The organism is Pseudomonas sp. SG20052 (assembly GCF_031766055.1).
In the GTDB taxonomy this organism is placed as follows: domain Bacteria; phylum Pseudomonadota; class Gammaproteobacteria; order Pseudomonadales; family Pseudomonadaceae; genus Aquipseudomonas; species Aquipseudomonas mandelii.
Genome location: NZ_CP134498.1, coordinates 1,685,927 through 1,702,793 on the forward strand (window position 1 = coordinate 1,685,927; position 16,867 = coordinate 1,702,793).

Sequence of the window (16,867 nt, forward strand, 5' to 3'; positions counted from 1 at the left end):
GTCAGTGATCCTGAGTGAGGGGGTGTCGACTGCGGTGAGAAACTCGAGCAGGGTTTGGTTGAAGCGTTCGGGTTGGTCCAGCGGGGTGGCGTGGCGGGAATCGGCGATCACCACCAGCCGCGCATCGGGCAGCAGTTTTACGTAGGTTTCCTTCAGCGAGACCGGCGTGTAATCGCGGTCGGCGGTGACGATCAGGGTTGGACAGGCGACTTTGGAAAGTCGTTCCTGAACACCCCAGCCAACAATGGCATCGAAGCTGGCGAGATAAGCATGTTTGTCGTTTTTTGCCCAGCGCTCGGCCATTTTCTGGCGCAAATCAGCTTGTTCGGGTTTGGGGAACAGCTTGGCACCCAAGGCCTTGCCGATGGCGCCCAGACTGAGGGCACGCATCAGGCTCCAGCGTTTGAACCACTGCCAGTAATCGTCGCGGGTGCGCAGCTTGACCTCCGGCGCACTGTTGACGATGCACAGGCTTTTAAGCATGTGCGACTGATCCACAGCCAGTTGAAAACCGATCATGCCGCCCATGGACAAGCCCACGTAATGCGTGGGGCCGAGGTTCAGGTGTTCCATCAGGGCGACCAGGTCGGCGCTGAACCCGGCAATGCTGTAACGCTCCCGGGGTTTGTCGGAGCGGCCGTGACCGCGCACATCCGGAACGATTACACGGTAATGGGCTGACAGCGCCGGGATCTGCTTTTCCCAGTCCAGGGTACTGGAACCCAGCCCGTGGACCAGCAGCAACGGCGTGCCGTGACCGTATTCCTCATAGTGCAGGTTGCAACCTTCATGTTCGAAATAGGCCATGCGGATACTCCGTGTCAGGCTTGTTCAGGGGCGGCGAACGGCGCATCCAGCGGCGCGGTGTCGAAGGTGCGCAGCAGTTCGATCAGGATTTGTGTCGCCGGGCCCAAGGGTTTGTCCTTGTTCGAATACAGATAAAAACTCGGGTTGCGGCTGCCGCCCTGGTCCAACGGTAGCAGCTTGAGCGTGCCTTCCTTGAGTTCGCGTTCGATCATGTGCCGGGGCAGCCAGGCGAAACCCAGGCCACTGCTGACAAACGTCGCCGCGGTGGCCAGGCTGCCGACGGTCCAGCGCTGTTCGGCGCCGAGCCAGCCGACGTCTCGTGGCTGCTGGCGACCGGAGTCGCGGATGACCACTTGCAGCTGGCTTTCAAGGTCCTGGAAATTAAGTTCGCGGTTGAGGCGATGCAAGGCGTGTTCGGGGTGGGCGACCGCGACAAACTCGACGTCGCTCAACTCCGCGCCCAGGTAGCCCGGAATGCTGAAACCACTGATGGCCAGGTCGGCCACGCCTTCGAGCAGTACTTCTTCAACGCCCGACAACACTTCTTCGCGTAGACGCACCCGGCAACCACGGCTCTGCGGCATGAACGCGGTCAATGCGCGGACGAGGCGGGCGCTCGGGTAAGCCGCATCGACCACCAGCCGCACTTCCGCTTCCCAGCCTTGCTCCATGTGGTGGGCCAGGTCTTCCAGCTGACTGGCCTGTTTCACCAGTTGCCGCGAGCGGCGCAACAACACGCCGCCGGCTTCGGTCAGCACCGCTTTGCGGCCGTCGATGCGCAACAGCGGCACGCCGAGCTGGTCCTGCATACGCGCCACGGTGTAGCTCACCGACGATTGCGAGCGGTGCAGCGCTTCGGCGGCCTGGGCGAAACCGCCGTGGTCGACCACGGCTTGCAATGTTCGCCATTGATCAAGGGTCACGCGGGGCGCTTTCATGAATAGCTCCTCTTGTCCTAAGCTGGCAGTCCTTATTGGAGACTGCTGAATGAAAAAATTCTGTTGTTTGGTGCTGGCGCTGCTGCCGCTGACTGCGTTTGCTTACCCGATTGATGTGGAGAAAAACCTCAACGGCATGAAGATCGACTACAACGCCCACGACACGGATAACGACATCGCATCCATTCAGGTCAACAACTACGGCGATACCGATGCGATCTGCAAGGTGGTTTTCAACAATGGCCCGGAAGCGCCGCGCACCCGCTCTATCGAAGTGGCCGCTGGCAAACACAAAAATGCCACCGCCAAGTTCACCCGCACCATCATCAAGATGCGCATCAACCTGAGCTGCACCCCCAAATGACATAAAACCCTGTAGAGGCGAGGCTTGCCCGCGAAGACGGTGTGCCAGTCGACATGGATGTTGAATGACACCGGCCCCTTCACGGGCAAGCCTCGCTCCTGCAGGTGCAGGGCATGATCAGCTTATAAACGAATTTATTGATGGGTTATAGCAGTTATTTGCGCTTTTTCATCGATATGACTCTGTTTAACCTTCACTCCATCGCCTTACAGCATTCTCAGATGGAGCCTACATCCCATGTCACGCGTTCTGATCATCGAAAGCAGCGCACGTCAGCAAGACTCGGTTTCCCGTCAGTTGACCCAGACGTTCGTCAGCCAGTGGAAAGCCGCTCACCCGAACGACCAGATCACCGTGCGTGACCTCGCCGTCAACCCGGTGCCGCACCTGGACATCAATCTGCTGGGCGGCTGGATGAAACCCGCCGAACAGCGCAGCGACATTGAACAGGTCTCCCTGGAACGCTCCAACGAGTTGACCGACGAACTGTTGGCCGCTGACGTACTGGTCATGGCCGCGCCGATGTACAACTTCGCCATCCCCAGCACCCTCAAAGCCTGGCTCGACCATGTGCTGCGTGCCGGCGTGACTTTCAAGTACACCGAGACCGGCCCGCAAGGTTTGCTCAGCGGCAAGCGCGCCTACGTGCTGACCGCTCGCGGCGGGATCTACGCCGGTAGCACCGCCGATCACCAGGAACCGTACCTGCGTCAGGTGATGGGTTTCATCGGGATTCACGACGTGACCTTCATTCACGCCGAAGGCATGAACCTGGGCGGTGACTTCCAGGAGAAAGGCCTGAACCAGGCCAACGCCAAGCTTTCCCAGGTGGCCTGAGGCTTTAATCGCCAGATAATCCCTTGATGTTCAAGTGGCCTGGCGCAACCCCTTCAAGGCTTTACGCGCATCGAACCTCCCTTTGCACTTGTTGCTCCTGAGTGCTGTCGCCCGATTGAACGCTTTAGCGAGATCGGGCTTTTTTTTGCCTGGCATTTTTTGGGGTTGAACTCGAACCTGGAGCGAAGCTTGCTCGCGAAGACGATGTCAGATCCAACATAGATAGCGGCTGACACAGCGTCTTCGCGAGCAAGCTTCGCTCCTACAGGGATCAATGTGTTCTCGTGATCGCCTGCAAAACCCGCTATCGTCGCCGCCATTCGAAACGAGGCGAGCATGGGCTATCTACTTTTTGTCACGCTGATCCAGGCGTTTTCCTTCAGTCTGATCGGCGAATACCTGGCCGGTCATGTCGACAGTTACTTCGCGGTGCTGGTGCGGGTTTTGTTGGCCGGGCTGGTATTTATCCCGCTGACGCGCTGGCGTTCGGTCGAGCCGGCGTTCATGCGCGGCATGCTGTTGATCGGCGCGTTGCAGTTCGGCGTGACCTACGTCTGCCTGTACCTGAGCTTCCGGGTGCTGACCGTGCCGGAAGTGTTGCTGTTCACCATCCTCACGCCGCTGCACGTGACCCTGATCGAAGATGCCTTGAATCGGCGCTTCAATCCGTGGGCGCTGGTGGCCGCACTGGTGGCGGTGCTCGGTGCGGCGGTGATTCGTTACGACCGGATCAACCCGGATTTCTTCATGGGCTTCCTGCTGCTGCAACTGGCCAACTTCACCTACGCCGCCGGGCAAGTGCTTTATAAACATCTGGTGGCGCGCCACCCGAGCGATCTGCCGCATTACCGACGCTTCGGCTACTTTTACCTGGGCGCGCTGGCGGTGGCATTACCGGCATTCCTGATGTTCGGCAAACAGAATTTCCTGCCGGAGGCGCCGCTGCAATGGGGTGTGCTGGTGTTCCTCGGCCTGGTCTCGACCGCGTTGGGGTTGTACTGGTGGAACAAGGGCGCCTGTATGGTGAACGGTGGAACATTGGCGGTGATGAACAACCTGCATGTGCCGGTGGGGTTGCTGATCAATCTGTTGATCTGGAATCAGCATGAAGAACTGGGGCGGTTGTTCTTTGGCGGATCGGTGATTTTGATGGCGGTGTGGATCAGTCGGCTGGGTGTACGCAGGCCAGCTATCGCATGATCATTCCCACGCGGAGCGTGGGAGCGATCAGTTCGGTGGGCTACATGATGTGTTTTTCGGGCTCGGGTATATGGCCCGCGCCTAAAACCGCCGGAAGTAACCCGCTCCGCAAGTCCCCACCACTCGGCTGCTGATACAGGCTCAATCCGAACTCCGGCAGCACCGCCAGCAGGTAATCGAAAATATCCCCCTGAATCCGCTCGTAATCCGCCCACGCCGTAGTGCGAGTGAAACAGTAGATTTCCAGCGGAATACCCTGCGCGGTGGTTTGCATCTGGCGGACCATGCAGGTCATGCTCGGCTGGACCTCCGGATGACTCTTCAGATAGGCCAGCGCATAGGCGCGGAACGTCCCGATGTTGGTCATCCGCCGACGGTTGGCCGACATCGCCGCGACGTTGCCCTGCGCCTCGTTCCAGGCCTTGAGCTCCGCCTGTTTGCGGCCGATGTAGTCGGTCAGCAGATGCACCTGGCTCAGCTTCAACTCTTCGTCATCACGGATGAATCGCACGCCGCTGGCATCGATGAACAGGCTGCGCTTGATCCGCCGTCCGCCGGACTGCTGCATGCCGCGCCAGTTCTTGAACGACTCGGACATCAGGCGCCAGGTCGGTATCGAAACGATGGTCTTGTCGAAGTTCTGCACTTTCACCGTGTGCAGCGTGATATCCACCACGTCACCGTCGGCACCGACTTGCGGCATCTCTATCCAGTCGCCGACCCGCAGCATGTCGTTGCTGGTCAGTTGCACGCTGGCGACGAACGACAGCAGCGTGTCCTTGTAGACCAACAGAATCACTGCCGACATGGCACCCAGACCCGACAGCAGCAACAGGGGCGAACGGTCGATCAGCGTGGCGACGATGATGATCGCGCCAAACACGTACAGGACCATTTTCGTCAGTTGCACGTAGCCTTTGATCGACCGGGTACGGGCATGTTCGGTGCGCGCGTAGATGTCCAGCAGGGCACTGAGCAGGGCGCTGACCGACAGCATCAGGAACAGAATGGTGAACGCCAGCGCGACGTTACCGAGGAATATCAGGCTGGTCTTGCTCAGCCCCGGCACCAGGTACAGGCCGAACTGGATCACCAGCGACGGCGTCATCTGTGCCAGGCGATGAAAGACCTTGTTATGCCGAAAGTCGTTGACCCAGTGCAAGGCCGGTTGCCGGCCGAGCATTTTGGTCGCATGAATAATGAGGTAGCGCGCCACTCGTCCGAGGACCAGCGCCACCACCAGCAGCAGGATCAGTGCCAGGCTGGAATGCAGGAGCGGGTGCTGATCGAGGGCACCCCAGAGGTCTTGGGCGTTGAGCCAGAGCTGTTTGATATCCATGGGTAAAACCGGTTCTTCTGTAGGACGCGACGGGGCGATTAGAGCATCTAAGACGCTTTGCATGACGTTTTGAGACAAATCAGGCAACAAAAAAGCCACTGTTTACCGCCGTTTGCATAAAGAAACTCGGCCTCGGCGCTCGAAACCGTTACCCTATGCAGCTGTTTTTTTGTATTTCTTCGAGGTAGCACCCGTGTTTTCCCAATTCGCCCTGCACGAACGCCTGCTCAAAGCCGTGGCCGAGCTTAAATTTGTCGAGCCAACGCCTGTGCAAGCAGCGGCTATTCCGCTGGCGCTCCAAGGGCGTGACCTGCGGGTGACAGCGCAAACCGGTAGCGGCAAGACCGCTGCATTCGTTTTGCCGATCCTCAACCGTCTGATCGGCCCGGCCAAAGTCCGCGTCAGCATCAAGACCCTGATCCTGTTGCCGACCCGCGAGCTGGCCCAGCAGACCATCAAGGAAGTCGAGCGCTTCGCTCAGTTCACGTTCATCAAGTCCGGTTTGATCACCGGTGGTGAAGACTTCAAGGTCCAGGCCGCGATGCTGCGCAAAGTGCCGGACATCCTGATCGGTACGCCGGGCCGGATGATCGAGCAACTGAACGCCGGCAACCTCGACTTGAAAGAAGTTGAAGTGCTGGTCCTCGACGAAGCCGACCGCATGCTCGACATGGGCTTTGCCGAAGACGTGCAGCGTCTGGTGGAAGAATGCACCAACCGTCAGCAGACCATGCTGTTCTCCGCCACCACCGGCGGTTCGGGCTTGCGCGAGATGGTCGCCAAGGTCCTGAACAACCCGGAACACTTGCAGCTGAACAACGTCAGCGATCTGAACGCGACCACCCGTCAGCAGATCATCACCGCTGACCACAACCAGCACAAAGAACAGATCGTCAACTGGCTGCTGGCCAACGAGACCTATCAGAAGGCTATCGTGTTCACCAACACCCGGGCCATGGCTGACCGAATCTACGGCCGCCTGGTGGCGCAGGAATACAAAGCGTTCGTGCTGCACGGTGACAAAGACCAGAAAGACCGCAAGCTGGCCATCGACCGCCTGAAGCAGGGCGGCGTGAAAATCCTCGTGGCCACCGACGTCGCCGCTCGCGGTCTCGACGTGGAAGGCCTGGACCTGGTGATCAACTTCGACATGCCGCGCAGCGGCGACGAATACGTTCACCGTATCGGTCGTACCGGCCGCGCCGGCAACGATGGCCTGGCCATCTCGCTGATCTGCCACGGCGACTGGAACCTGATGTCGAGCGTCGAGCGCTACCTCAAGCAGAGCTTCGAGCGCCGCACCATCAAGGAAGTCAAAGGCACCTACGGCGGACCGAAAAAGGTCAAGGCCTCGGGCAAAGCCGTTGGCGTGAAGAAGAAAAAGGTCGACGCCAAGGGCGACAAGAAGAAAACCGGCGCCAAGGCCCCGACCAAGCGCAAGATCGCCAACCGCCCGAAGACCGACGCTTTGTCGCTGGTCAGCAAGGACGGCATGGCGCCGCTCAAGCGCCGCAAGCCGGAAGCACCGGCGGCTGAATAAGGCGTTGTCAGGTCAGTTAGGGTAGGTATGGCGAACACAAAACCTTGTGGCGAGGGAGCTTGCTCCCGCTGAGGCGCGAAGCGGCCCTGAAAAGAAGGGACTGCTGCGCAGTCCAGCGGGAGCAAGCTCCCTCGCCACAGGATCCGTATTGCTCCTGACTGACTGGTTTTAGCCGTAGCGATCCAATAAAAACCCGGACAAGTGTCCGGGTTTTTTTATCTCCAGCGTTTGTCAGCTCCCCAATAGCCCACTGGTGTCCGCATCAAAGCGTTGTTTGGCTTGATCAGCCTTCGGTTTGAGTAACGTGAGTAGCTCGGCCTCGCCGTACAACCGTGTGACCGCCAGTTCCTTTGGCGTCGGCTCAATCGGGATCAGCACGTCTTCAGTGTCGGCATGCAGCCAGATCGCCACCAAATGCAGCGCCGAAACAAACAGCACCCGCAGCTCAACGGTTTTACCCTGCAGTTGCGGCGACTGTTCCGCCAGTTTCAACGCCCCGACCGTCGCAGCGGCGATGGCCCCGTGGTTCAGCGAGGCGAACTCGACATGGCCGCGGACGTCGGCCAATTGAGCATCGGCAATCGTCACGCCATTGGAAAACACCAGGTAATGCCAATCGCCGACTTTGGCGTCTTTCAGGCCTTTGCCCTGGCTCACGTCCTCCAGGCTGAGCGAGTAACCACGGTAGGCCTCGCTCAGGCTGATGTTGCCGGGCGTGGCGTTGGCAAACTGGCGATTGACGCCGAAGCCTTGGGTTTGCAGGGCGGCTTGCAGCGCCGGACGTAATGTCTGTACGCCGTTGGAAGGCGCCTTTGGATAAGTCAGTTGCATGATGTCGCCCTCCTAGTTTTTAACGGTGAAGTAAGTGTTGGTCCAGTTGCCGCCGCCGTTGTAAGAACCGGGGAAGGAGTTCAACGCTCGGGTCGAGTAGCCGTAGATCGAGTCTGCGACCAGCACGTAGTTGCCGTTGGTGCCATAGATCGTCAGGAAGTGCGCACCGCCACCGAACCAGGCACAGCGCAAACCGATCGGTCGGCCCATGTTGATCTGATTCTGGATGGCCGACATCTGCAGCGAACCCTGATTCATGCCGTTGAAACTGCGGGTGATCCTCAGGGCTGTATCCAGATAGCCATACACGTTGCACGGCCCCGGTTGATTACAACAGTTGCGGTCCAGCGCAGTGGTGGCCACGCCGCATTGGGTCCAGGACCCGGTGCCGTAATAGTTGCCGACCGAGGCGGAAACCGCCGCCCAGCACCAGTTGGTCTGGGTTTGCTTCTGCATTGTGAAGTTGAGGCTGGCAGCAGCCAGTGCGCCGAGGGGGGCTGCCGATTCGACATCGGACAGTTGCGGGTTGAGCAGATGACCGGTCAGGCACCTTGGCAGGGTTTCGCCGGTGAATGACGTGGCTTCAGTGGTTAACATTTTCAATCCTCCATGAGTGAAAACTAGCGTCCAGCTAGTGGGTATGTAGCGGTGTGGCTGAGCGATCGGCGTATGCGGTTTGCCATGTTGGATGGCCGGCTCCGATTCGGGCTCGGGGTAACCTTAGTCAGATATATGCGTCTGTGCAAATAATTAAATGCACTAGTGCAAATTCCGGATCGAAAGGACGGCGCCTTTGGCAGCGCCGGAAGAAGGGTCATTTTTGCGTAGGAGTGACCGAAGGCTGCAATCCCTGGTTTCAGCTCTCGGCCTTTTTATCCGCCGTCTTCAGCTCTTTCAGCCGCTGATCAATCAGCTGGCATTTGTCGGGAAGATCCGCGCTGGCGGTGCCCAAATCCATCTTCTGCAGCTCGGCGTTGATCTCTTTGGCCTTGGCCGGGTTCTGCTCGGTGAGTTTGGTCACTTCCTTGGCCAGTTGTTCGCGCTTGGCGGTGGCTTCTTCGGGAGTGCAGGCCCAGGCAGGGAGGGCGCAGGCGAGAGTAGTGACGAGGGTGAGTTTCAGCAGGGTTTTCATTGTGAGCCTCAGTCCGGGTTAAGACGGGTTAACCGGTTGAGGGCCGAAGTACGGCAAAAGTTCAGCGGCGCAGTGGTGGGTCGACCGAGATTTCGTGGATGCTTAGCCTTTCCCCCCTTTTTCCTGTACCCAAGGATCGAACATGCTTCCAAAAGTAGTGTTGACGGTACTTTTCCTGTCGCTATCAGCTTGCGGACCTTCTCGTTCAGCATGGATCGACAGCGCCAACAGCCTGGTCGGGCAGCCGATGCCCGATCTCGAAAACAAACCTTGCGATGCTCGCTGTCAGCTCATGCTGTGGTCCCCAAACAATCACGAACACCGCTATGAACGAGTGGTCGAGGGCGATGGCAATCGTTACTACTTCAACTGGCTATTCGATTGCAGTTACTCGGTGTACACCACGGCCGATGGTGTGATCCGGTCGTGGCGGTTCGAGACATCGCGGCCTGAAAGTTGTTATGTGTTCTAGCGCACTATCCCCCGTGGCAGCAGCTGGATGACGTCTTGTCGTCGTATTTGTCGTGGTGCTGCACCCACTCCATGATTTCCTCTTCATTACGGCCCTTCGGCGTCAGGTCGAGGTAGTTATAGGCCCTTACCAACATGTCTAGGCCACGAGCATAAGTGGAGTAGGTATGAAAAATTTCGCCCGCTTCATTGCGATAAAACACGCTGAGGCCAGGGAGTTCTTCCTCGGCGCCGTCGGATTTTTCGTAGTTGTAGGTGGCTCTGCCGGCAGCGACATCTTCGGCCCGGGCAGAGACGCCGAAGTCGTAGTTGAAATCGCAACCTTCTGACGACACCCAATCAAATTTCCAGCCCATGCGCCGTTTGAAGGCCTGGAATTCGGCGAACGGTGCGTGGGAAACGGCCACCACTGCAACGTCGTGATGAGCCAGATGCTGGTTGGCGCCGTCGATGTGGTCGGACAGGAACGAGCAGCCGGGGCAGCCTTCGTCCCATCCAGCGGCGAACATGAAGTGGTAGATGACCAGTTGGCTGCGGCCGCCGAACAGGTCGGCGAGTTTCAGTTCGCCGTTCGGGCCCTGGAAGTGGTAGTCCTTGTCGATTTTCACCCAGGGCAGGGCGCGGCGTTCGGCGCTGAGTTTGTCCCGTTCCTTTGTGAAGGCTTTTTCGTGGGCCAGGTGTTGTTTGCGGGCGGCGAGCCATTCTTCGCGGGACACGACGGGATGATTCTGAACGTTCATCAGGTTTTCTCCTTCGCAATGCTGGGAGGTGACTTACAGAGCCTAGTCGATTGACCTGCGTCCAATTCGACATGCCGTCGGTCGGCAGCCGCAAAAAACTCGGCTGAACGGCTGCGCGCGGTGCCGGTCACAACTTAAGAAGGCCCTCTCTCACAGGCTTTGGAGGTTGAATCAGGATGACCACTTACAACTGGGATTTGATTGAACGCTTGCTGCACGAAGTGCAACGCGGTGAGGCCAGTTTCACGCCGCGCCCGTACGCCGAGCAGCATGCGGCGGAGAAAGCGTCGGAAGGCGAAGAGACTGAAAATCTGGATCACCTGAAAGCGGTGGCCGGTGAGTATGAAAAATTACTGCTGGAGCGCGGCTATATCGAGTCTCGACCCGAAGAGCAGGGCGGCACCGGCTCCAATTACATTTTGACGCCGCGTGGCTCGAGTTTGTTGAGCCTGATCGACAGCAGCATTCCGGGTAATGACCATCCGCGGCAGGTGTTGGATGAGCAGGAAGATGCGCTGGATGAGCTGACGTTTGATGAGGTGGCGTCGAAGGCGCAGATTGCCTGAAGACCACCTGAAACCAATGTGGGAGTGAGCCTGCTCGCGATTGCGGAGTGTCAGTCGACATCGTCGTTGTCTGATACTCCATCATCGCGAGCAGGCTCACTCCCACATTTTGACCTGTGTTGGGCTTAGCCTTGTTGCGCGGCTTTCAGGCATTTCAAATCGTTGAAGTCCTTGCGCACCCCTTCAATCTTTTTCAACAGCCGCTGACGTTGAGGCGGCGTACTCTCGGCCATCAAATCCACGAACAATCCTCGTGCTTGCGCTTCAGTGTTGGCGTAGGCCTGACGGTACGCCGGCGTCCATAAACTCTCACGATTCACCAGAAGCGTCTCGATTCTCTGTGGGAATTCCGGACTCTGACGCTGCGCAACGGCCGCACTGAATTGCTTCTGCCAATGCGCTCGGTTGGCGATCCATTGCGTGTTCTGGTCACCCAAGGCGTTCGACCATGTCACCACCCGTTGTCTCTGAGTCGGGCTGAGCGGGCCCAGCCAGTCATTCAGGCGTTTTTGCATGCGCTCGCTACGTTCCTTGATCTGCTGATCGAGCGTCGGTTTGACGTAATCGTCTTGGCGCTTGCGCTGATCCTTGGTGAAGGCGTCGTTCATTTCAGCGACTTGCTTGTCATCCAGCCCCTGTAACAATTCGATGGCCGAAGGGGTGATTTCCCGGGCGATCTGTGCGATGGCGTCCTTGGCTTCCTGAGTGCGGATTTGCAGCGCGTCGTCGGTGACCTGGTTGGTCTCGACCATCGCCTGCAAGCGGTCCAGCCAGTCAAGGTAGCCCGGCAGTTGCGTGGTGCAGTGCCAGCTCAGGTGTTCCTTGAGGCGCTCGTTGAACCAGCCTTTTTGTTCGCCGTTCATGTCCAGGTAATCGCTGAGCGTCCACGGAATGATCACGTCGAGGTTGCGATAGGCCAGGCCCACGCGGCTACAGGCGCCAAGGGCCAGGCTGAGCGTGATGATGAGGGCTAGATACTTTAACCAGCGCGACATGGGCGAATCCTTGCGAAGATCTGGCTTCTTTAGTGGATTCTTATGTGAACGCAGAATGGGCCCGGCAGTTCAGCCGATCAATAGAAGGGGCGCTCGGCCTTGAGGGTGACCAACCCGTCGCACTGGCTGTTGTGCCCGGAGTAGGCGGAACAGTCGCTGCCGCTGAGGCTTGAGTCGCTGTAGATCAGGTTGAGGTCGACACCCATGAACGGCCGGGAAAGTTGCACCGACCAATCGGTGAAACTGCCGATATAGCCGCCGTCGACGGACGCTGGCGTGTTGAGTTGGTGGGTGGTGTATTTCATGCTGATCCCGATGCCGAACGGCTGATTGCCGCCCAGGTCGGCGAAGACGGTGCTGTTCTGTTTGTCCGGGTCGTTGCTGAACGCGGCGCCGAAACGGCTGCCGAGAAAGGTCAGGCCGCCGAAAAACTCCTGGCTGTCGAGGGTGTCCACTTTCGGGTAGCTGTAATGGATCATGCCGACTTCGTACCCGAGGGTATTATCGAAAGGCTGTTTAAAGCCCAGGTAGGAGTCGACTTCAAGGTTGGCCCCAGGGGATAAACCCATGCTCGGCGCCCATTGCCCCGCGTAAAAGCCACTGTCATGGCTCAGGTCGAGACCACCGTGGAACGAACCGGTGCTGGCGGGCTTGACCAGCCCTTGGGCCATGCTGCGGCTGGGGGTGGTGCCGAGTTTGAGATCGAAATCGCCCAATTCACGCTGGAAGATTTGCGCGTTGGCGACCGAACACGACAGCAAGGTGCCGAGCAATAAATGGGAGGGTTTGAGCATGCGTCACTCCATGACCGCGAGGAGCAGGAACAAAAACCTACTGAAACGCTTGATCTAGACGTGTGCAAGCATACCGGCGAATGCTCGGCATTGAAGGCCGTTCGTCGATTTTTGAAATATTGATGTGTTTGGCGGGGTGTTGCGGGGAGGTTCCAGTCCAAGCGCTTCGAAGCTCAAAGCGCTTACGGACCAGGTGACGCGGCGGATCTTTGGGTGAGTGTTACTTCTTGCCCAAAGTGATCTGCTTGGACGGGCCGAACGTCTGGCCGCTCACGCCTTTGGCAATTTGCTGGATCTCGCCGCCGGACTTGAGGAACGCAGCGATCTGGTTGTTGATCGATTCGCTGGTTTCAACGGCTGGAGCTGGCTTTGCTTTGCTGTTGGATGCTTTTACACGCATGGCGGCCATTAACCTGTAGAAAATTAACTTGGCCAGGCATCGTACAGGAAATACTTGACAATTGCTTGGCTAATATCCCCTCAAAATACACATCGCAGGGGCGTCATTAATCACAAGCTATTATTCGAAATACGTTCCTAAGCTGCTGTTTTAAATAAGAACGACAGTAGAAAAACACAGGTTTCAGATCCGCTGGCGAGGGTGACGATCGCCCGTTCGGCCTGACGAGCGGCCAAACACCCAAGGCAAAACCCAGGAAAATTAAGGCCTTCAGAAGAATTTCTGGTGTCACCGGGCTGGCCACGGGAACGCCGCACGGAAAAACGGGTAGAATGCCGCCCACGCAATGAGGGTATTGGAAATGGCTTTAGTCGGGCGCTACAACAGTTTGCAAGTGGTTAAACACACTAACTTCGGTTTATATCTTGACGGTGGCGCGGATGGCGAAATCCTCCTGCCTAATCGTTATATTCCCAAAGATATTCCCAGCGAAGATGAAGATTGGCTCAACGTTTTTGTTTATCTGGACAGCGATGACAAACTCATCGCAACTACCGAAAAGCCGAAAGTTCAGGTCGGTGAATTCGCCAGTTTGAAAGTCGTTGAGGTCAACAGCATCGGTGTTTTCCTGGATTGGGGCCTGCCGAAGGATTTGCTGCTGCCGTACTCCGAAGAAAAACGCCAGATGACGGCCGGCGAATATGTCGTGGTGCACGTCTACCTCGACAAGCACACCCGCCGCATCACCGCGACGGCGCGCCTGGACCGCTACCTCGACAAGACCCCCGCCAGCTACACGCCTGGCCAGGAAGTTGATTTGCTGGTGGCCGAAGCGACCGACATGGGCTTCAAGGCAATCATCAACAACAAGCACTGGGGCCTGATTCACAAGAACGAAATCTTCAAGTTCATGCGCGCCGGCAAGGAAGAGAAGGGCTTTATCAAAGAAGTCCGTGCCGACGGCAAGATCAGCCTGAGCCTGCAACCGGTGGGCGAAGAAGCCGCCACCAGCCTCAATTCGAAGATCCTCGCCAAGTTGCGTGAAAACAACGGCACCCTGCCGGTCAGCGACAAGAGCGACCCGACCGTGATCACCAGCCTGTTTGGTGTGAGCAAAGGCAACTTCAAGAAGGCTATCGGTGCGCTGTACAAAAATGGCCAGATCGTCATTCATGCGGATCGCATTGAACTAAGCTGACCTCGCTCCGGCCCCATATAGAACGATTACAGAGGGGCGGGTTATGAAAAAAGGGCTGTTTGCCTACGCGGGCACCTTGCTCGCGTTTCTCGTGCTCGACGGCCTATGGCTGGGCGTGCTGATGGCGCCGACTTATCGGGCGCTGCTCGGTCCGCTGATGCTCGACCAACCGCTGCTGGCCCCGGCAGCGGTGTTCTATCTTCTTTATGTATTGGGTTGCGTGGTGTTCGTGGTGTTGCCGGCGAAGACCTGGCGGCGAGCTTCGGCGCTGGGCGCGCTATTGGGTCTGGTGGCTTACGGCACGTATGACCTGAGTAACTGGGCAACCTTGAACGGATGGTCGGCGCAGTTGGCGCTGATGGACATGGCCTGGGGCACGTTGGCCACCTGCATTGCCTGCACGGTCGGGTATTGGGTCGCGCGAAAAGTGCAGTGATCCTCGTTGCCTGCAATGACGCAATCGGGAATTTAAAGGTCCCGTCCAGGCGGCATTTTCTGGCCGTTTGGTTAATAATCGACAGCATAACTTTTCGCCCCGACACCGTTTGTTCAGCAAGCAGGCCGGGGCTTTGTATTTACTGTCGAGTCACTGCCATGTTTGTTGTTGTCGAGGTGTTCCGGTGAGCGCCAGCCGGCGTAGCGCCGATGGGTTTGCCCTGCAAGTGATGGTCGGGTTGTGCCTGATCTGGGGCGTGCAGCAAGTGATGATCAAATGGGCGGCGCCCGACATCGCTCCGGTCATGCAAGCGGCGGGGCGGTCGGGTATTTCCGCGTTGCTTGTAGGACTGTTGATCTGCTGGAAGGGTGGCTGGGACCAAGTCAGCAGCACCTGGCGCGGTGGCTTGTTGGCCGGTGCGTTGTTTGGTCTGGAGTTCTTTTTCATTTCCGAAGGTTTGCAACTGACCACGGCAGCGCATATGTCGGTGTTCCTTTACACCGCGCCGATTTTTACCGCGTTGGGCGTGCACTGGCTGCTGCCGAGCGAACGTCTGAGGCCGGTGCAATGGCTGGGGATTTTCCTCGCCTTCGTCGGGATCGCCATCGCGTTTGCCGGCGGCGTGTCCTGGGACAACCTCGACCACCGCATGTTGATGGGCGATGCGTTGGGCGTACTGGCCGGGGCTTCCTGGGGCGCGACCACGGTGGTGGTGCGTGCCTCGCGACTGTCGGAAGCCCCGGTCACGCTGACCCTGTTTTACCAACTGATCGTCGGTTTCGTTGGGCTGCTGCTGATCGCGATCCTCAGCGGTCAGGTGACGCACGTCAGCCTGACCACCGTGGCGGTGGCGAGCGTGCTGTTCCAGGGGTTGGTCGTGTCGTTCTTCAGCTACCTGACGTGGTTCTGGCTGTTGCGCCGTTACCTGGCCGCGAACCTGGCGGTGTTTTCGTTCATGACACCGCTGTTCGGTGTCACATTCGGCGTGGTGTTGCTGGGTGAGGAGCTGAGTCTGAACTTCGTCATCGGCGCGGTGCTGGTGCTGCTGGGTATCACGTTTGTCAGCGCTGAGCAGTGGGTGCGCCGTCGTTTGCGCAAAGCCCTGGGGCAGCAGTGACCGGACGCAACAGCAGGCCGCCAGCGACAAGCAAGCCGCTGCCGGCAACCACCAGCGCTGGCTGCAAACCACCACTGAAATGGCTGCTCAGCGCTGCCAGCAACGGTCCGGCGAGCTGACCCACGGCAAAGCAGGCCGTTAGCATCCCGGCGTTGCGTTGAGTAGCGTGGGGCGCCAGTTCCCGGGAGCATTGCATCACCAATTGCATGCAGGCCAGAAACGGCGTGCCGCAAAGAATCACCCCCAGCGCCAAGCCCGAGCCGCTGCCCAACAGGCAGGCAAAGACACCAGCGGCTTGCAGCCACAACGTCACCATCAGCCAGTGGCGGGTGCCATTCGGGGTTTGTCGACGCAGGCTGACCAGCACCACCCCGATAGCCGACGCCAGGCCGAAGCACGGCCAGAACAGGTCGGCCTGCCATTGGCCATGGAACTGTGCGCTGGCCATTTGCGAAAGGAACGTGGCGGGGATGATGTAGCCCAAGCCGTACAACCCGTAGATCACACCTAGACGACCAATGCCTCGCTGGTTCGAAGTGGCTGTGCTCGGTGCGGCAACCACTGCGGCGGCCGATTGCGGCAGAAACGGCAGAATTCCCAGCAGCATCGCCAGGGCGACACCGGCATACACCAGCCACAAGGTGGCAGACGTCTGCCCCAGCAGGTGCGACCCCAAGGCCAACATCCCTGTGAGAAAAATCCCCAAACCCGGTCCGGCAAATACCTGGGCGCCCAGTCGTGGGCGGCCGGCTGCCGCTGCCAGTGGCTGGCTCAACGCCGTGATCATCACCAGCACCCAGGCGCTGGCCACGCCGGTACCGAATCGCAGCACCAGGTGCGACCAGAACCCGTTGGCCCAGAACGACGCCAGCGTCAGCAGCACACACAGCCACAACCCACCGAGCAGTCGCCGACGAACTTGTTCGGGACGGCGAGAGAACATGGCATCCACAGCGCCGACGAAGTAGCCGAGGTAGTTGGCGGCGGCAATCAGACCGGCGGCAGTCAGGTCGATCTGACCTTCGCTGAGCAAGTGCGGCATTTGCGGCGTGAGGGCGAAACGCCCGATCCCCATGGCCATCATCAGGGCGATAAAACTGGCGAGTAAGCGAATCAAGGGAGACATGGTCTGGATTCCGGCAAAGGATCAATGACCGTCAGG

Annotated in this window: 19 protein-coding genes and 1 pseudogene; 9 read left to right on the top strand and 11 right to left on the bottom strand. The window is 58.7% G+C overall.

Features of this window, described 5'->3' with window-relative positions:
• Nucleotide 1: 1 nt before the first annotated feature.
• Nucleotides 2–807: pseudogene (locus tag RHP74_RS07620) on the bottom strand (alpha/beta fold hydrolase).
• A 14-nt stretch (nucleotides 808–821) separates the two neighbouring features.
• Nucleotides 822–1,745, bottom strand: a complete 924-nt coding sequence (locus RHP74_RS07625) for a LysR family transcriptional regulator (protein ID WP_010462050.1) — start codon at nucleotides 1,743–1,745, stop codon at nucleotides 822–824.
• A 49-nt stretch (nucleotides 1,746–1,794) separates the two neighbouring features.
• On the opposite strand from RHP74_RS07625, the gene RHP74_RS07630 reads away from it, so the two are divergent.
• From RHP74_RS07630 to RHP74_RS07640, 3 genes are all read left to right on the top strand, one after another.
• Nucleotides 1,795–2,109, top strand: coding sequence for a hypothetical protein (locus RHP74_RS07630; RefSeq protein ID WP_010462048.1), 315 nt, complete (start codon nucleotides 1,795–1,797; stop codon nucleotides 2,107–2,109).
• Nucleotides 2,110–2,346: 237 nt separating this feature from the next.
• Nucleotides 2,347–2,946: an FMN-dependent NADH-azoreductase gene (locus RHP74_RS07635; RefSeq protein ID WP_154913964.1), complete on the top strand. Its 600-nt coding sequence runs from the start codon at nucleotides 2,347–2,349 to the stop codon at nucleotides 2,944–2,946.
• A gap of 336 nt (nucleotides 2,947–3,282) precedes the next feature.
• The gene (locus RHP74_RS07640; protein ID WP_010462042.1) at nucleotides 3,283–4,146 is read left to right on the top strand and encodes a carboxylate/amino acid/amine transporter; all 864 of its coding nucleotides are present in this window, start codon (nucleotides 3,283–3,285) and stop codon (nucleotides 4,144–4,146) included.
• A gap of 40 nt (nucleotides 4,147–4,186) precedes the next feature.
• On the opposite strand, the gene RHP74_RS07645 is transcribed toward RHP74_RS07640, so the two are convergent.
• Nucleotides 4,187–5,485, bottom strand: coding sequence for a mechanosensitive ion channel family protein (locus tag RHP74_RS07645; RefSeq protein WP_154913962.1), 1,299 nt, complete (start codon nucleotides 5,483–5,485; stop codon nucleotides 4,187–4,189).
• 193 nt (nucleotides 5,486–5,678) lie between these two features.
• Here RHP74_RS07645 and RHP74_RS07650 point away from each other — a divergent pair, with 193 nt between their 5' ends.
• Entirely contained in the window at nucleotides 5,679–7,025 is a 1,347-nt protein-coding gene (locus tag RHP74_RS07650; protein ID WP_008153197.1) for a DEAD/DEAH box helicase, read from the top strand.
• 231 nt (nucleotides 7,026–7,256) lie between these two features.
• Here RHP74_RS07650 and RHP74_RS07655 read toward each other — a convergent pair whose 3' ends face one another.
• The 3 genes from RHP74_RS07655 to RHP74_RS07665 form a co-directional block, all read right to left on the bottom strand.
• Nucleotides 7,257–7,856 carry a hypothetical protein gene (locus RHP74_RS07655; protein ID WP_145308088.1) on the bottom strand — a complete coding sequence of 200 codons (600 nt, stop codon included), beginning with the start codon at nucleotides 7,854–7,856 and terminating at the stop codon, nucleotides 7,257–7,259.
• 12 nt (nucleotides 7,857–7,868) lie between these two features.
• On the bottom strand, nucleotides 7,869–8,453 hold the full coding sequence (locus RHP74_RS07660) for a papain-like cysteine protease family protein (protein ID WP_311098680.1): 585 nt from the start codon (nucleotides 8,451–8,453) through the stop codon (nucleotides 7,869–7,871).
• A gap of 259 nt (nucleotides 8,454–8,712) precedes the next feature.
• Entirely contained in the window at nucleotides 8,713–8,988 is a 276-nt protein-coding gene (locus tag RHP74_RS07665; protein WP_010462036.1) for a hypothetical protein, read from the bottom strand.
• Between the two features lie 142 nt (nucleotides 8,989–9,130).
• On the opposite strand from RHP74_RS07665, the gene RHP74_RS07670 reads away from it, so the two are divergent.
• A complete protein-coding gene (locus RHP74_RS07670; RefSeq protein WP_221108695.1) occupies nucleotides 9,131–9,460 on the top strand; it encodes a hypothetical protein in 330 nt (109 codons plus the stop codon).
• Between the two features lie 4 nt (nucleotides 9,461–9,464).
• Here the strand turns inward: RHP74_RS07670 and RHP74_RS07675 are convergent, their stop codons facing one another.
• A complete protein-coding gene (locus RHP74_RS07675; RefSeq protein ID WP_311098682.1) occupies nucleotides 9,465–10,199 on the bottom strand; it encodes a thioredoxin family protein in 735 nt (244 codons plus the stop codon).
• 176 nt (nucleotides 10,200–10,375) lie between these two features.
• Between RHP74_RS07675 and RHP74_RS07680 the strand changes: the two genes are divergently transcribed.
• On the top strand, nucleotides 10,376–10,765 hold the full coding sequence (locus tag RHP74_RS07680; RefSeq protein ID WP_282412011.1) for a transcriptional regulator: 390 nt from the start codon (nucleotides 10,376–10,378) through the stop codon (nucleotides 10,763–10,765).
• A 125-nt stretch (nucleotides 10,766–10,890) separates the two neighbouring features.
• On the opposite strand, the gene RHP74_RS07685 is transcribed toward RHP74_RS07680, so the two are convergent.
• The 3 genes from RHP74_RS07685 to RHP74_RS07695 form a co-directional block, all read right to left on the bottom strand.
• Complete coding sequence (locus RHP74_RS07685) at nucleotides 10,891–11,760, bottom strand: DUF6279 family lipoprotein (protein ID WP_311098684.1); 870 nt, start codon at nucleotides 11,758–11,760, stop codon at nucleotides 10,891–10,893.
• Between the two features lie 77 nt (nucleotides 11,761–11,837).
• Nucleotides 11,838–12,554 carry a TorF family putative porin gene (locus RHP74_RS07690; RefSeq protein ID WP_010462029.1) on the bottom strand — a complete coding sequence of 239 codons (717 nt, stop codon included), beginning with the start codon at nucleotides 12,552–12,554 and terminating at the stop codon, nucleotides 11,838–11,840.
• A 220-nt stretch (nucleotides 12,555–12,774) separates the two neighbouring features.
• Nucleotides 12,775–12,963 (bottom strand): hypothetical protein, encoded by a 189-nt coding sequence (locus RHP74_RS07695; protein ID WP_017337097.1) that lies wholly within the window; start codon nucleotides 12,961–12,963, stop codon nucleotides 12,775–12,777.
• 352 nt (nucleotides 12,964–13,315) lie between these two features.
• Here RHP74_RS07695 and RHP74_RS07700 point away from each other — a divergent pair, with 352 nt between their 5' ends.
• The 3 genes from RHP74_RS07700 to RHP74_RS07710 all read left to right on the top strand — a co-directional run bounded on the left by RHP74_RS07700 (nucleotide 13,316) and on the right by RHP74_RS07710 (nucleotide 15,705).
• Complete coding sequence (locus RHP74_RS07700) at nucleotides 13,316–14,152, top strand: S1 RNA-binding domain-containing protein (protein WP_010462025.1); 837 nt, start codon at nucleotides 13,316–13,318, stop codon at nucleotides 14,150–14,152.
• Nucleotides 14,153–14,195: 43 nt separating this feature from the next.
• A complete protein-coding gene (locus tag RHP74_RS07705; protein ID WP_010462023.1) occupies nucleotides 14,196–14,588 on the top strand; it encodes a DUF2177 family protein in 393 nt (130 codons plus the stop codon).
• A 184-nt stretch (nucleotides 14,589–14,772) separates the two neighbouring features.
• Nucleotides 14,773–15,705, top strand: a complete 933-nt coding sequence (locus tag RHP74_RS07710; RefSeq protein ID WP_010462021.1) for a DMT family transporter — start codon at nucleotides 14,773–14,775, stop codon at nucleotides 15,703–15,705.
• Here the strand turns inward: RHP74_RS07710 and RHP74_RS07715 are convergent.
• The gene (locus RHP74_RS07715; RefSeq protein WP_311098691.1) at nucleotides 15,650–16,831 is read right to left on the bottom strand and encodes an MFS transporter; all 1,182 of its coding nucleotides are present in this window, start codon (nucleotides 16,829–16,831) and stop codon (nucleotides 15,650–15,652) included. The two genes, RHP74_RS07710 and RHP74_RS07715, sit on opposite strands and share 56 nt — an antisense overlap.
• Nucleotides 16,832–16,867: the final 36 nt, after the last annotated feature.